This is a genomic window from Nocardioides glacieisoli (genome assembly GCF_004137245.1).
Classification (GTDB): Bacteria; Actinomycetota; Actinomycetes; order Propionibacteriales; family Nocardioidaceae; genus Nocardioides; species Nocardioides glacieisoli.
This window is the reverse complement of sequence record NZ_SDWS01000001.1, coordinates 216,517-230,941: the sequence shown is the minus strand read 5'-3', so window position 1 is coordinate 230,941 and position 14,425 is coordinate 216,517. Positions and strand designations below refer to the sequence as shown.

At 67.2% G+C, this 14,425-nt stretch carries 12 protein-coding genes, 2 tRNA genes and 1 pseudogene; 8 read left to right on the top strand and 7 right to left on the bottom strand.

All coding sequences use genetic code 11. The features are described from left to right. Positions 1-42 precede the first annotated feature (42 nt). The 3 genes from EUA06_RS01140 (at position 43) to EUA06_RS01130 (ending at position 2,028) form a co-directional block, all read left to right on the top strand. Entirely contained in the window at positions 43-729 is a 687-nt protein-coding gene (locus EUA06_RS01140; protein ID WP_129473169.1) for a UPF0158 family protein, read from the top strand. A 136-nt stretch (positions 730-865) separates the two neighbouring features. Continuing rightward, positions 866-1,354 (top strand): SigE family RNA polymerase sigma factor, encoded by a 489-nt coding sequence (locus EUA06_RS01135; protein ID WP_129473168.1) that lies wholly within the window; start codon positions 866-868, stop codon positions 1,352-1,354. Beyond that, positions 1,351-2,028, top strand: a complete 678-nt coding sequence (locus EUA06_RS01130) for a hypothetical protein (protein ID WP_129473167.1) — start codon at positions 1,351-1,353, stop codon at positions 2,026-2,028. The genes EUA06_RS01135 and EUA06_RS01130 overlap by 4 nt, the downstream gene beginning before the upstream one ends. Positions 2,029-2,095: 67 nt before the next feature. Here EUA06_RS01130 and EUA06_RS01125 read toward each other — a convergent pair whose 3' ends face one another. After that, entirely contained in the window at positions 2,096-2,593 is a 498-nt protein-coding gene (locus EUA06_RS01125; RefSeq protein WP_129473166.1) for a SigE family RNA polymerase sigma factor, read from the bottom strand. Next, the gene (locus tag EUA06_RS01120; RefSeq protein ID WP_129473165.1) at positions 2,590-3,174 is read right to left on the bottom strand and encodes a hypothetical protein; all 585 of its coding nucleotides are present in this window, start codon (positions 3,172-3,174) and stop codon (positions 2,590-2,592) included. The genes EUA06_RS01125 and EUA06_RS01120 overlap by 4 nt, the downstream gene beginning before the upstream one ends. Positions 3,175-3,408: 234 nt before the next feature. On the opposite strand from EUA06_RS01120, the gene EUA06_RS01115 reads away from it, so the two are divergent. Continuing rightward, entirely contained in the window at positions 3,409-4,227 is an 819-nt protein-coding gene (locus EUA06_RS01115; RefSeq protein WP_207208155.1) for an HAD family hydrolase, read from the top strand. Positions 4,228-4,455: 228 nt separating this feature from the next. On the opposite strand, the gene EUA06_RS01110 is transcribed toward EUA06_RS01115, so the two are convergent. Further along, positions 4,456-7,236, bottom strand: a complete 2,781-nt coding sequence (locus EUA06_RS01110; protein WP_129473164.1) for an ABC transporter permease — start codon at positions 7,234-7,236, stop codon at positions 4,456-4,458. Between the two features lie 79 nt (positions 7,237-7,315). Here EUA06_RS01110 and EUA06_RS01105 point away from each other — a divergent pair, with 79 nt between their 5' ends. The 4 genes and pseudogenes from EUA06_RS01105 to EUA06_RS23325 form a co-directional block, all read left to right on the top strand. Next, a complete protein-coding gene (locus tag EUA06_RS01105; RefSeq protein ID WP_129473163.1) occupies positions 7,316-8,023 on the top strand; it encodes an ABC transporter ATP-binding protein in 708 nt (235 codons plus the stop codon). A gap of 549 nt (positions 8,024-8,572) precedes the next feature. Then, a complete protein-coding gene (gene mobF / locus EUA06_RS01100) occupies positions 8,573-11,176 on the top strand; it encodes a MobF family relaxase (RefSeq protein WP_242497898.1) in 2,604 nt (867 codons plus the stop codon). 375 nt (positions 11,177-11,551) lie between these two features. Then, complete coding sequence (locus EUA06_RS01095; RefSeq protein WP_129473161.1) at positions 11,552-11,782, top strand: helix-turn-helix domain-containing protein; 231 nt, start codon at positions 11,552-11,554, stop codon at positions 11,780-11,782. A 30-nt stretch (positions 11,783-11,812) separates the two neighbouring features. After that, positions 11,813-12,844 (top strand): annotated as a pseudogene (locus EUA06_RS23325) (tyrosine-type recombinase/integrase); the annotation flags it as partial. Here EUA06_RS23325 and EUA06_RS01085 read toward each other — a convergent pair. From EUA06_RS01085 to EUA06_RS01070, 4 genes are all read right to left on the bottom strand, one after another. Beyond that, the gene (locus EUA06_RS01085; protein ID WP_129473160.1) at positions 12,809-13,042 is read right to left on the bottom strand and encodes a hypothetical protein; all 234 of its coding nucleotides are present in this window, start codon (positions 13,040-13,042) and stop codon (positions 12,809-12,811) included. The pseudogene EUA06_RS23325 and the gene EUA06_RS01085 sit on opposite strands and share 36 nt — an antisense overlap. Positions 13,043-13,099: 57 nt before the next feature. Beyond that, positions 13,100-13,172: transfer RNA gene (locus EUA06_RS01080), tRNA-Glu, on the bottom strand. A gap of 102 nt (positions 13,173-13,274) precedes the next feature. After that, a tRNA-Gln gene (locus tag EUA06_RS01075) sits at positions 13,275-13,346 on the bottom strand. A 73-nt stretch (positions 13,347-13,419) separates the two neighbouring features. Continuing rightward, positions 13,420-14,421: a CPBP family intramembrane glutamic endopeptidase gene (locus EUA06_RS01070; RefSeq protein ID WP_129473159.1), complete on the bottom strand. Its 1,002-nt coding sequence runs from the start codon at positions 14,419-14,421 to the stop codon at positions 13,420-13,422. Positions 14,422-14,425 lie beyond the last annotated feature (4 nt).

Below are 14,425 nucleotides of genomic sequence, written 5' to 3'. Positions count from 1 at the left end.
GACATGTCCTAGCGAGAGCGGCTACGAGAGTTTCGCGCCGCCGTGTTCGCAGCGGATGAACAGGCGCTGGTGTCGCTCCTCCGCGCTGGTCCCTGGCCAGGTCACGCGCTCCAGCTGATCGGTGATGGGCTGCAGGCGGCTCTGGTTCAGAACATCGGTGGAGCGCGCGAACTGGCTCAGCGGTGCGTGACCGAATTGCGCGAGAGGGACTGGGAGGGCGACGAGGATTTGGTTGGTGCATTGACGGCGCGACTCGGTGCTGGGCCGTCCCCGTTGCTAAGGAGCTTGCCGGTCGATCTCGACGAACTCGTCGATGTGCTCGAGGGAGACCCGGTCGCGGGCGGTGGCCGCATCGATCTCCACACCGGCGAGGTGTGGCCCGAGCGATCTTTTGAGTACGGGATCGAGAGCGAGGATGAGGAAGATCTCGACGACGGCGAGCGCTGGCTGTGGGTCGTGAGCGAAGGCTCACGCGCCGGGTACCGCGACATGGAGCGGTTCGTCGCCGGGGTCGCCGAACCAGACCTTGCCGACCGGATGGCGCGGACGTTGGAGGGTCGGGGCGCGTTCCGCCGTTTCAGAGACGAGCTGACACGCTGGCTCGACCTTCAAGATCGCTGGTATCTGTACTCCGCGGAACGGCGGCGAGGACGCGCCCGAGCCTGGCTCGCCACTGAAGGCTTCACCCCCGCGTTGCCGGCCGCCGTGGGTGCTCAAAAGTCGACCTGATCGCGGCAGATCCAGACGTCTCGCGCCATACGGAACCTGGCGCTGATGATGGTTTGGATTGTTGATGCTGGTTGCAACCTGGATGGCCCCCGTGGGGCTATAGGTGGCTAGAGGGTCTACCAACGGCAGGAGGCGCATGAGCAACTCAGAGAGTTTCGATGCGTTCTACGCCGCGCGGGCCCCGAGACTGGTGCGCAACATCTACCTGCGCACAGGCGACGCCACACGTGCGGAGGACTCCGTGCAGGAAGCATTCGTACGGGCCTGGCGCAGGTGGGATCGGTTGGAGAACGACGATCCGGTGGGGTGGGTGACCACGGTGGCGTGGAGGCTAGCCATTCGGGATTGGCGGCGCACCCTGCGAGAAGCCGCAGCGCGGCTGGGACTAGAGGCGAGGTCACGCGAGCACATCCGCCCCCCGGATGAGTTGCTGCACCTGCACCAGGCGTTGGCCAAGTTGACCCCAGCGCAACGCGATGTCCTGGTCCTTCACTACTTCGAGGACATGCCTGTGCGGGACGTCTCGAAGCTGCTTGGTATGCCCGAAGGGACGGTCAAGTCCCACCTCTCTCGGGGCCGCGATGCGCTGCGTGAAGCGCTTGCTCTAGGAGGAGCAACTACATGAACGACCTTGACCTGCTAGAGAGTGCCCGCGACACGCGTTGGGAGCACGACCTGCCCACACCGCACGATGTCCGCGCACGGGGCAACCGGCGCACGAAGCTCCGCCGTGTCTCGGGCGCTGCCGCCGCCTTGGTGTCCATCGCCATCGTCTATGCCGTGGTTGGACCTATGAACAATCGCAATCCCGATCAGGTAGCCGCCGACGTCCCGTTCAACGCAGAGAACCTCAACGGAGCAGAGTTCGACCTTCCGCCCGGCTGGGAGGTTCTCAACCGGCCATCTGTGAGCCAGGTATGCGTCGGCGATGCCACCGAACCCGACACCAGTTGCCCCGTCCTCATGGCCGTCGCGAATGACCCGCAGACGGCGCTGGAGAACGGACTGGACGTCGTAGCCGACCTAATGAGTACCTGCCAGCCCGACGATCCGCAGTTCGTCGAGGTTGCGCACGACACGCCGGGCACCAGCACGTATTCGGGTCGATGCACAGCCAATAGCCCCGTTATGACGGCTTGGTCCTACGACAACCGCACCCTGTACGTCCTCGCCACCGAAGTGCGCTGGCGGTCCGACGGTGCGGACATCTTCGACACCATCACCGTGCCTAGTTACTGGCCGCAGGCCCCGGCCGCGACCGAGTCCGCGACCCCTGGTCCGTCCACGGTCAACGAGTAGTCAGTGCTAGTCCCAAGGCCCCCACGGCCTCCCACATCGCGGCAGATCCGGACGTTGCGGGGTGGCCTCAGTCGTGCCGCTCCTGCACGAGCAACGCCTCAAGCGCCGACAGTCCTCGGCTGCTGTGGCTCTTGACCGTGCCGTCGCTGATGCCCAGTTCGGATGCCGTTTCTCGCACCGATAGGCCGAGCCAGTGTCGGAGCACGACCACTTTGCGCTGCTGCTCTGGGAGGGCTTGTAGCGCATCGAAGAGGGCAGAACGCTCCTCGATGGAAGGCGCGGCATCGGCGGCGTGCTCGGGCAGGACTTCGGTCGGCCACTCGCGCCGCCAACTTCTTCGCAAGTCGTCGATGTTCGTGCGGACCAAGATCTGTCGGCAGTATGCCTCCTCGCCGCCTTCGTGGTGGATGCGAGGCCAAGCGACGTACAACTTGGCGAGGGCTGTTTGCAGCAGGTCTTCTGCATGGTGCCGGTCGCCAGTAAGGGCGTACGCGATCCGGCGCAGGTGGGGCAACCGACCAACTACGAAATCGGTGAACTGGGCGTCGCGCTCGTCGCGATTCACGGGGCTCCGAAATCGGTGATCACATCGGCGGCAAACTCCTCGAAGTCTGCATACCGCTGCCCTGGTGCCTCGACATTGAGTGCGACAGTCTCCTGCGCGAGCCAGTCAATCGTCACCCATCGCTCTGTGTCTGAGCGTTCCTGGACGACCTGTATCGCCCACCGCGCGGTCCATCCCGCTTCGCCGATTGACTCGATGCTGCGGTCTACTCGCCATCCGGGTCGAACAATGAACGCGTCGCCACTCTCGGGCAACGTCACTGGCACTCCGTCCGGCATCCTCTCCAGTTCCTGCGGCGACGCGGTGCGGAAGCGAGAAGGTCTCGCTACATCCGACGAGGCTGGCGGCGACGCTCCCGGCCCCTCGCCCGCGACCACGGAGTCGCCCGACGAGTAGAGCGCTGGCAGCGCCGCCCATGTCATTGTGGCAGCAACCAACGTGGCTGCCGCAGCAATCGTTGTGAACGTCCTACGGTGGCGTAGCGCCCGGTGACCTCGCGCCACGTAGCGCTCGACGGCAATGGGCTCCTCAATGGCAAACGAGCGATCGAGTTCGTGCCCCCAGTCGATTTCGGTCTTCATGACGTTCCTCCACTCACCAGTGTCCCTCGAAACGGGGACACTTAGAAACACGGGTGAACGGACCGAACGGTTGTCTTACCTCACCTACCCCTACCCCTGTGCAGCAGGACGCCCGAGGTTGGGAAAAACGCCGTCCGCACGTCCGCACATCCGCGTATCGGCAGATGAGCTCACGCGCAACGCGGCAGATCTGGACGTTATCCGGGGCGTCCGCGCGGGTGAAAGGATCGGGCAATGCTCCGCGCCGTCCTCTTTGACCTCGATGACACGCTGGTCGACCAGGCATCGGCAACCGCTGGCGCTGTCGTTGGCTGGGCCGAAGAACATGGCATCACCGATCCCGATGTGGCTACGCGGTGGACGCAGGTGTCGGAGACTCAGTACGCGCGGTACGCCCGGCGTGAGGTGACCTTTGTCCAGATGCGCCGAGAGCGGGTGCGCGAGTTCCTCGCCGTCGCCCTGGATGACCGTCGTGCCGACGATGCCATTGCCGCCTTCCAACAGCGGTACGAGGCTGGTTGGGTGGTGTTCGATGACGCCGTGCCAACGCTTCGTCGGGCTCGGGAGGCGGGGCTCAAGGTTGCCGTACTGACAAACGGCGACGAGGACCAGCAGCGGTTGAAGATGGACCGACTGCGGCTGAGCGACGAGATCGACGTGTTACTCGCTTCGTCCGTCCTTCCGGCTGGCAAGCCCGACCGGCGCGCCTTCATCCACGCCGTAGCGCATCTTGGTGTCGACGCCGAGGAGGCCCTGATGGTAGGAAATCCCTCGACCAGGACGTCCTTGGCGCGCTCGCCATCGGCCTTTCCGCCGTGCTGCTTGATCGCGACGATGCCTATGTCACGGCCGGGTGTGCGCGAGTTCAGTCGCTACACGAACTGGACTTCTCGGACTCCAAACCAACCCAAGGGGTCACCCCCTGACAACTGTTCTGAGGAGTGCTGTCATCAGCAGATCCGCGCGAGCGTGGCCGCCGTCAACGCGGCAGATCCGGGCGCTCCCGCGCCTTCGTGCAGCTGGGGCTTGACCACCGTGCTTCGGTGTAGTTAGCGGGTTCAGTAGTGGATCCAGTAGTAATCATCGCGAGCCCGTCTGAGCCGACGGTCCTCGCCCCGACCGCCTCACGTGCTCATCGCGGCACACCCAGATGTTGGTGATCGACGTCGTTCTGCGTTCCGTGACGTTGGCGGGCAGCGCCAGAAAGGTCAGGCCTGAAGGGGCCTTTCCGGTGGTCCCACAGGCAGAAGCCCGCACATGAACACCCCTCCGCGTCGATACCTATTCGGTGACGATGGCGGTCGCGGGGGCGAGCTGGGTGAGGCGGGACAGGGGTGCGGTGGCGGCGACCATGGCGGCAACGATTCCGCCTGCCGTGGCGATGGCGGCGGCGGTGAGGCTGGTGGTCAGGGGGATGGGGAGGAGCAGTGCGGCGGCGGTGACGCCGACGACGGCGCCGGCGACGGCGCCGAGGGTGGCGGTGGCGAGGGATTCGACGGCGAAGAGGCGGCGGACGTGGTTCTCGGTCCAGCCGGTTGAGCGCAGGGTGCCGATCTCGGCGGTGCGTTCGGAGATGTTGAGGTAAGTGATGTCGGCGATCGCGAACGCCCCGAGTGCGATGGTCACGGCGGCGGCGAGGTAGTCCACGCCGCGGACCTGGACGGCGATCACGTCGCCGAGGGCGGTGCCGGTGACGCCGCCTTGGAAGGCTTGTTGGACGGCGAGCAGGACCGAGAGAGCGCAGACGCCGATGAACAGCGAGGTTGCACCCAGCAGGGTGCGGCCGGGGAGGCGGCGCAGGCCGACGAGGGCGAGGGTGGTGATGCCGCGGACACCGGTGGCGGCGCGCTTGGGTCCGCGTACGTCGGGGCGGATGGCCTGGATGGGGGTGGCGTGGGAGGCGCGCCAAGCGGGAATCACCCCAGACAATGCCGCAAGAAGGGTCGCGACGGGGGTGATCAGGGCGAGGTGCCACCAAGTGACGTCCAACCCGGAGAGACCGACGACCGCCGACGCTAGGGCGGTGCCGAGGGTACCGGCGATCAGCCCGGTCAGGAGGAGTTCGGCTTGGAGCATGACGAAGATCCGACGGGCCGACCAACCCAGGCAAGCCAGTACGCCGAGCTCGGCGCGGCGGGTGCGGACCGCGGCGAGGGTGGCGTTGCCCATGAACAACACGCACACGATCAGGACGAGCCCGAACAGGGTCAAGGACTTCTTGTCGATGCTGGACAGCAGTCTGACACTGACGCCCTTGACGACCCAGCCTTCGGTCAAGGTGAGTTCGGGGCGCCCGAAGTGACCGGCCGGGAGCACGATGGTCTGCGGGGTGGGGGAGGAGCCGATGGTGATGTCCACGGTCAGCCCGGTCTCCCGCGCGATCCGCTCCGCCACCAGGCGGACGCGGGTCTGACTCTCATCGTCGGCACCGGTGACTCCGGCCACGCGGATCCGGATCACGCTCACCGGTGCCTCGGTGTCCTCGGGTTTGACGAAGGGGTAGTAGGTGGGGTCCTTGAACGTTTCCAGGGACTTGATCGTGGTCAAGATCATCGGCGGCTGTTGCAGGTAGCCGCCCAGGTTCGCGTTCGGCAGCAACGACCGCCCCTTCAGCAACTCCCTGGACCGGGCATCCGCGGGCGCCGTGTCGGGCGGGTAGTAGGTCGTCAACGGCACCTCGGACAGCTCACTGAATCCTTCGATCAGGTCCGGGTCGAACACTCCCACCTGCTTTAGGTAGGGGGACCCCAGCACGCCGTTCACGATCTGGCTGCTCGTCTGCAACGGCTTCGCCAGGCGCCGGAAGTTGACATCACCTGATGGTGCAGGGGCCCGGTAGCCACCTTGATAGAAGTTCCGGAAGACGGCCCGGCGAGAGGGCGGCTGTTCGACAACCCGCAGCGCCCCCGAGCCCGCGCGCTCGTATGCAGCTGAACCGAGCGTCCAGTAGTCCGGCGAGTACTGCGCGGCGCCCGCGGCGTACTCGCGAAGCAACCGGTCGTAGGCCTGCCGAGCGTTGACGCGCACCGTCTTGACCGGCTGACTTGGAAGCCGAGCGGCCCAGTCGGCCGGGCTCGGTCCACTCAACCTGTCCACAAGTTCCGCGGCTGGTGGAACATCCAGCCGCTCCACCCGCAACTCGACCCGGTCATCGGTCAAGGGCCTGTTCACCATCAGGATCGGCACCTCGGACTTGGTGAACCTTTTACCTATCAGCTCCGGGGTAACGGTTTGGTCCCGTGCGGTGAGGTACCGACCGGACACGACTGCGTCGTCCAACCCAACCAGCCTGGCCTCTTGCACCGGATCGATAGCGGCCATCAGCATCGGAAACTGGTAGGGGAAGTTGAACCCGATCTGCCCCAACTCCAACTGGTCGGCGCCTCTGCCGGGTCGGGGTGGGTTGGATCCGTCGCACCCGAGCTGGGACATCCGGGAGTAGTCGAAGGCGTTGCGCTGAGGCAGCCGTTCGTCCTGCTGTCTCCACTCCTCGCACACCTGCACGCGCCCACCCGTACTTGGCCTGCGCAGCTGCGGAGGGACCGTGTCGTTCGGCGTGTCCCAGTTCAGCGGGCGGCGGGTGAAGTACTCGTACGAAGTCTGGTCCGGCAACTGGCTCAGCCCGCGGTCAGTCGTCCAGATGGGGGTGAACCGGTACAACTGATCCAGGTCGTCGGTCAGCACCTCGTTGATCCCCACTGGCACGTCCACCGTGGCGAAGATGTAGCCGATCATCGCGACCGGCGCCGCCACCTCGACCTCTGGCAACGCCCGGATCTGCCGCAGCTGGTCCATCGTGATCCCGCCATAGATCCCCGACAGATAGTTCTGCTGCACCAGACCCTCGGACTTCTCCAGGTCCGAGGCCGTGCCGGCCGGGCGCACCAGGATGTCGTACGCCGTGCGGTAGTTCTCCTCCACCGTGCCCTGGACGTCCAGTCGTGAAGTCGCCACCGCAGAGGTCAACAACGCGAACGACACGGACGCCATCACGATCGCCAACACCACCGCCAGCCCGCGCGCACGCCGCCGCATCGCCTGTGCCAGTGCAACCCGGAACATGAGACCCCTTTGGCGACCGCTGCTGCATCGCCGCGATCTGCTCGCCTCAGCGTGCTGCAGTTCGAGGGTAACCTGAACTATGACCTCAGCGACGGCATTGCCCGAGCCGATCACGACCGGTTACCAGATCGACGCCACCGGGCTGGAGAAGTCCTACATCACCCCCGGCGGAGTCACCGTCCGCGCACTTGACGGGGTCGATCTCCATATCGACGCCGCCGAGGTGATCGCTCTGGTCGGCCCCTCTGGTTCGGGCAAGTCGACGCTGCTGCACCTGCTCGGCGGCATGGACGAACCCGATGCCGGCTCGATCGTCTGCGACGGGCGCGACGTCACCGCCCTGCCCCGAGCAGAGCTGGTCGCGTTCCGCCGCACCGTCGGGTTCGTCTTCCAGCACTTCGCCCTGCTTCCCGCACTGACCGCCCGCGACAACGTGATGCTCCCCGTGCTGCCCTACAAGACGACGTACGACGCCAAGGACCGCGCCCGCTCCTTGCTCGACGACGTCGGGCTCGCAGGCCGCGAGGACGCGCTGCCGTCCCAGATCTCCGGCGGGCAGCGCCAACGCGTCGCCATCGCCCGCGCCCTGATGAACGACCCTCGCCTGCTGGTGGCTGACGAGCCCACCGGCAACCTCGACTCCACCACGGGCGCCGAGATCCTCGACCTGCTGTTCGGAATCCGCGAGACCCGCGGCGTCACCGTCGTGCTCGCCACTCACGACGAGACCGTCGCGGCCCGCTGCGACCGAATCGTCCCCATCGCCGACGGCCGTCTGGTGAGGTGAGTCTTTTCGACGCCACTCGATCGGGCTGATTGCGGCAACTGATCGAACGCATCCTCAACTCGGCAGATCCGGTAAACAAATGGTGGCCGGCTCGCCGTGGCTCGACTCGGCTGCGAGGCAGTTGCCACTAGCCAGTCGAGGTCGGGATCAGCGCCCGTCCCGCAAGCCGAACCACTTCTGGAACTACGAGACCGGCGACGGTGTGTGACAACACGCTCGTCCCTTATGGTCCGCCCGGTCTCCCACCCAGGACGGGCGCGCCCTCTACGGAACCTCAGGTTCGCGGACACCTACTGATGCCACCGTTCGCCGACGTCGCCGCCCGCCCGTTCCCTCGAATGATTGACGCTCGTTGACCATCGACGGTCCCCAAGATCGCCTCCAGATGTCTGGCGTCCTACTCGTCCAACCCCTCCTTTTCGAGCGGCACACATGCTACGAATGTTCGTAGATGGGTCGCCCGTGGTCGGGCGGCCCACGCGGCATTTCTAGGGGTCCGTTGGTTGTCGACGGACGCCGTGGAGGCGGGTGGTGCGGGTGCATGGCGGCGTGAAGTTCTACCGCGGCGCAGCGAACGCGGCGCGTGCCTACGTCGAGCGCGATCGATCCCGTGCGGATGACTACTACCTCGATGAGGGCACCGGTGTCGCCGTCCGACTGGCCGCGACCCCGGACGGCGTCGAGCACGCCGGTGAGATGACCGGCGATGCGTATGAGGAGTGGGTGGCCGGGATCGACATCGAATCGAGGACACCGAAGGGCCGACTCCGCAAGGACCCGAACGCGCTGCGGTTCGTGGAGGTCACCGTGAACGGACCCAAGACCTGGTCGCTGGCCGCGGCTCTGCACCCTGAGGTCTCCGCGGCACTGGATGCCGCGCAGGACAGAGCCGCCGCCGAGATCGTCGGCTGGATCGCACAGCACGCGACCACCCGGGTCGGGCCCCGCGACCGCCAGGTCCAGGTGCCGGTCGAGCGGATCGAGGCCGCAGTGATCCGGCACTACACCTCGCGGGCGGGTGACCCGCATCGTCACCTTCACTTGCAGATCAATGCCCGCGTCTGGGCAGCCGGGACGTGGCGGGGTCTGCACTCGGTCGGGATCAGGGACAGCATCAAGGCGATCAATGGCATCGGGCACGCAGCGGTCGCGACGGACCCGCAGTTCCGGACGGCCCTCGCCGCGTACGGCTTATCGCTTGACCCGGAGTCCGGGGAGATCCAGCAGCTGGCGCCGTACGCGGGCGCCTTCAGTGCCCGGACCGCGCAGATCCGTCGCAATGTCGACCGGTACGAGGCCGAATGGCGGTCCGAGCATCCGGGCGAGGAACCGGGGTTGCGGCTGCGGGAGGCGTGGGATCGGCGGGCGTGGGCTCAAGCGCGTCCCGACAAGGTCGTACCCACGAACGGGCGCGACCTCGTGGAGCGCTGGAACGCCGAGCTGCGTGACCTCGGCTACCGAGACCCCACCGGCCCGTTGCGGCTGCCCGGCACGCGGCCGGGGTGGATCGACCGGGACACCGCGGCCGAGCTGGTCGTCTCCATCCTCGGCGGCAAGCGGTCTGCGTGGAACACGGCCGACATTCGCGGGAGGACCGAGGTCCTCCTCGCGCAAACCGGCCTGCTCGCCGGCACGGCTGCGCGGGTCGAGCTCGCCGAAGACATCACCGCTCGGGCGGCAGCAAGGTGCGTCGGGCTGCTGTCGCGACCCGATGTGCCCGAGCACGTCCGGTCGCTGTCCTCGCCGCAGGTTCTGGACGTTGAAGCCGACCTCATCGCGCGGTTCGCCACCCGGGCCGCGCGGCCGGCCCGACGGGCCCACATGGGCGGGCGGGCACTGGTCAGGATCGACGCCACCCAAGCAGCGGTGGTGGGCGCCCTGGCCGGCGACGGCCAGCTGGTGGTGGTCGAAGGCGCTGCGGGTGCCGGAAAGACCACCGCGCTGCGGACCACCCAACAGATGCTCACCCTCCAAGGGCACCGGCTGGTCGTAGTCACGCCGACGTTGAAGGCCGCGGAGGTTGCCACTACAGAGACGGGCGCCGACGGGCACTCTGCGGCTTGGCTCATCCGACAGCACGGCTGGTGCTGGGATGTCGACGGGCACTGGACCCGTGAACCACACCCCGCCCCCGCCGAGGCCGCACGGCTGCAGGTCGGTGACCTGCTGCTGGTCGATGAGGCCGGGATGCTCGACCAGGACACCGCCAGGGCGCTGTTCACGATCGCGGACGAGACCGGTGCCCGCATCGCGCTCGTCGGGGACCGCCACCAACTCCCCGCCGTTGGCCGGGGCGGCGTGCTCGATCACGCACTCGCGTGGGCGCACCCGAGTGCCGTCGTGACATTGGAGAAGGTGCACCGGTTCACCGACCCCGACTACGCCGCGCTCAGTCTCCGGATGCGCACCGGTGACGATCCGGGCGCGCTGTTCGACGCCCTACAGCGACGAGGTCAGATCGTGATCCACCCCAGCGACGTCGAAGGTACCTTCGCTCTCGCCGACGCCGGAGCCATCGGCGAGCTCGTCGTGGCCGACACCCGGGAGCAGGTGGCCGATCTCAACGCCGCTATCCGCGACCGGCGACCGGGCCTCGATCGCACCGAGGGCCGGTTCCTCTCGACCAGCGCTGGGGAGACGATCGGGGTTGGGGACCGGGTCGCGACCCGCCGCAACAACCACGCTCTGCAGGTCGCGAACCGACAGAGCTGGACCGTGGCCGTTGTCGGTGACGACGGCAGCCTCGTCCTTCATGGCCGTGGTCGTGATCGAGAGATCCCGGCCGAGTACGCGGCACGGTTCGTCGAGCTCGCCTACGCCACCACCGTGCATGGCGCGCAGGGCGACACCGTTGACCGCGCCCACGTCTTGATCGGTGAACACACCGGTGCCGCAGCGGCGTACGTGGCCATGACTCGAGGGCGTCACAGCAACACCTCCCACCTCGTCGCGGAGTCCCTCGACGATGCCCGCCGGCAGTGGATCGAGGTGTTCGGCCGGGACCGTGCCGACCTCGGACCAGCGCACGCGCGCCGGGCCGTCGTCGACGCCATCGACCGCTACGGCGCGGCCGCCCGATCGCGTCCAGCGCCACGACTCCCAGCCCCGCAGTACCGGCCGCCCAGCTCACAACCCTCGGGAATCGGCTTCTGACAAGCCGGTCCAGCCAACGAGTGGGGGAACCTGTTGACCTGCGCAAACGCCGTCCCGGGGAGGTTCCCACCTCAGGTTCCCCCCTGATTCCGGCGTACCTGAGAGCCGATGCTGTTAAACGCATACGGGTCGTTCACGACGACACCCAGCGAGGAGCATGCGAATGAATTCTTGAAACTCTCGGACGGGCGGCGCCTGAACTGCGAAGACGCCGCCAGACAGGGACGCCCGTCCCGGGGACGGGCGGGCCAGGCCGGGCGTGAATTGGTGCCCCCGGCGCTCACCGTGGGAACTGACACGTACCCATCGATCGCAGACAACCACCCACCACGACCGGCATCGAACGTCGTCGGAACCATCCACGAGGAGGACCCCATGTCCGCACAACCCAACGTCCCAGGCCCCCGCCAGAACTCCCGCGACGACCTGCTCACCCTCCAGGAAGCCTGCCGCTTCCTCCGCGTCCCCGAAGGCACCCTGCGCTACTGGCGCCACCTCGGCTGCGGACCCCGGTCCTTCAAGGTCGGCCGCCACGTCCGCTACTGGAGAGCCGACCTGGTCCTCTGGCTCACCGAACAGACCAACCGTCCACAGGACCGCCGATGAGACGAGCCACTGTCACATCCCCGAGCGACGATGAAGCCCGGAGGAAGGAGCACCACCATGGCTAGCATCGAGAAACGCATGCGCAGCGGACAAACGTCGTGGCGCGCGCACTATCGGACCCCGGCGGGCGCCCAGCGCAACAGGACCTTCGCGCGCAAGGTCGACGCCGAGCGATTTCTCGCCAGTATCGAGAACGCGAAGGTCACCGGCACCTATGTCGACCCGGCGCTCGCGAAGGTGACCGTCGGAGAGTGGGCGGAACTCTGGCTGGAGGGGCAAGCACACCTCAAGCCGACCACGCGGTCGCGATACGCGGGCATCCTGCGCACGCACGTCCACCCGAGGTGGGACCGCGTCAGGCTCGCGAACGTCTCACACGGCGACGTACAGGCGTGGGTCAGCGAACTCGCGCTGCATCGCTCCCCCGCCACCGTCCAGAAGATCCACCGCGTGCTCAGCCTCATCCTCGACATGGCCGTCAAGGACGCCCGGTTGGCGCGCAACGTCGCTGGTGGCGTGAACCTGCCGCGCGTGCGCAAGCCCGAGCACCGCTACCTGACACATGAGCAGGTCGAAGACCTCGCAACTGCGGCCGGCTACCCCCATGATCCGAGCAAGCACAGCAGCCTCGACACTCGAGCGAACGAGACTTACCGGCTTGTCGTGCTGTTCCTGGGCTACACCGGCGTCCGTTTCGGCGAGATGGCCGCGCTGCGGGTCAGCAGGCTCGACCTTCGCCGCAACCGCGCCATCATCGCCGAGTCGGTGACGCCCGTTCAGGGGCTGGGGCTTGTCTGGGGCACTCCCAAGACCCATCAGCGACGCGAGGTCCCGATCCCCCAGTTCCTCGCCAGCGATCTCGGGCGCCACATCGAGGGCAAGCAGCTGGACGACCTGGTGTTCGCTGGCATCCGCAACGGTCAGCCGTTGCGGGTGGGCACCTTTCACACCGCATTCAGTACAGCGGCCCGAGCCATCGGCGTGCCCGACCTCCACCCGCACGAGCTCAGGCACACGGCCGCGAGCCTAGCCATCGCCAGCGGTGCCGACGTCAAGGTCGTGCAGCAGATGCTGGGACACGGCTCGGCGTCGATGACCCTCGACACCTACGGTCACCTCTTCGAGGACCGGTTCGACGAGGTCGGCGATGCGCTGGGCCGGGCCCGCGACGCAGCGCGCGAGCGTCGTACCCGGCTTCATATCGTTGACCAGGCCGATCCTGCTGTTGCCCCAGTGTTGCCCCAGCCCGATGTGGGTCAAAATGCCGAAGGGGCCCTGTCCAGCGTTTCCGCTGGTCAGGACCCCAATTCGGTGCCGTACCCCCGACCGGATTTGAACCGGCGTTACCGCCGTGAGAGGGCGACGTCCTAGGCCGCTAGACGACGGGGGCTTGCATGTCGTGCTCATGATGCTGACTGCTCGGAAGCAGCGGGCGAAACTCTATCCAAGGATGGAGATCCGCACCAAATCCTGTCCCGGGGGACCGGATTCGCTGGGGTACTAGGACTCGAACCTAGAACAACTGGACCAGAACCAGCCGTGTTGCCAATTACACCATACCCCATGGGGGTATCAGTCCGACGGCGTTGCAATCGTCCTGACCACCACATGATTCCTCGCGGAACCGATCCCGAACGTTACACGCGCGGAGGTGGGGCAGCCAAAATGGGGTCCGACGGAGGCGCCGCGGTCACCCCGACCGGCGGCCCCACGTTGACCAGGCCCATCCTGCCGGCGACCCAGCTGGCCAACACGAGGAAGACCAGCGACTGGGTCAGCGTGGACAGGATCGTCCACCAGCTGCTCTCACCGGAGGCGTTCAGCGCCGTCGTCATGTCACCGAACGCCAGCGCCAGGCCGAAGGCGAAGAAGTTGTTGAGCACGTGCATCGCGATGGCCGCCTCCAGGCCCCCGGTGCGGATCACGAGGATGCCGGCGACGACACCGAAGGCGAAGCGGTCGAAGAAGACTGGAAGGTCCTGCGACAAGCCGTGGAAGGACGCGAAGACGAGAGCCGGCCCCAGCACGGCGAGGGCCTGCGAGCCACGGCGCGCCCACACCAGCGCGCCGAAGGCCTGCGCCAGGTAGCCGCGGAAGACGTACTCCTCCGCCGCCGCCTGGAGCGGAGTGAGGAGCAGGATCACGAGCACGAAGTCGCGCGTCCGCGCGGTGAACTCGTTGAGCCCTCCGGTCGGGGCCTCTCCGGGTGCCAGGGGAAGCAGGAGACCGACGGCGAGGGAGGCGAGGAGCGCCAGGACCGCGACCGGGACGCAGAGCAGGAGGTAGCGCCACCGCAGCCGAGGAGCCACGGAGGAGATCCAGCGGGGCTTGAGCCGGTGCAGCACCCATGCGACAGCGAAGGTGGACGGGATGGCCGAGGCCAGCACGATGTTGAGCACCGCGAGCCCAGCCGGGGTGACCTCTGCGGTGACGTCGAGCACTGCCGACGCCTCACTCGTGGACCGCCCGCTGGCCACCAGCACCACCAGGGCCACCACTCCGACCAACGCCGGCACGATCGCGAACACCAGGACCAGGAGCAGTACGGCGCCGACCAACGAGCGCCACACTCCGGGCCGTCCGACGCGGTGCAACTGGTGGTACTGCGGCCGGAAGTCCGGCGTCAGCTGAGCTGGCATCGCG

Bases quoted from the DNA above. Each gene is read 5' to 3' on its own strand.
- EUA06_RS01110 (WP_129473164.1), bottom strand. From the start codon at position 7,236: ATGTTCCGGGTTGCACTGGCACAGGCGATGCGGCGGCGTGCGCGCGGG.
- EUA06_RS01120 (WP_129473165.1), bottom strand. From the start codon at position 3,174: ATGAAGACCGAAATCGACTGGGGGCACGAACTCGATCGCTCGTTTGCC.
- EUA06_RS01130 (WP_129473167.1), top strand. From the start codon at position 1,351: ATGAACGACCTTGACCTGCTAGAGAGTGCCCGCGACACGCGTTGGGAG.
- EUA06_RS01095 (WP_129473161.1), top strand. From the start codon at position 11,552: ATGTCCGCACAACCCAACGTCCCAGGCCCCCGCCAGAACTCCCGCGAC.
- EUA06_RS01135 (WP_129473168.1), top strand. From the start codon at position 866: ATGAGCAACTCAGAGAGTTTCGATGCGTTCTACGCCGCGCGGGCCCCG.
- EUA06_RS01115 (WP_207208155.1), top strand. From the start codon at position 3,409: ATGCTCCGCGCCGTCCTCTTTGACCTCGATGACACGCTGGTCGACCAG.
- EUA06_RS01070 (WP_129473159.1), bottom strand. From the start codon at position 14,421: ATGCCAGCTCAGCTGACGCCGGACTTCCGGCCGCAGTACCACCAGTTG.
- EUA06_RS01105 (WP_129473163.1), top strand. From the start codon at position 7,316: ATGACCTCAGCGACGGCATTGCCCGAGCCGATCACGACCGGTTACCAG.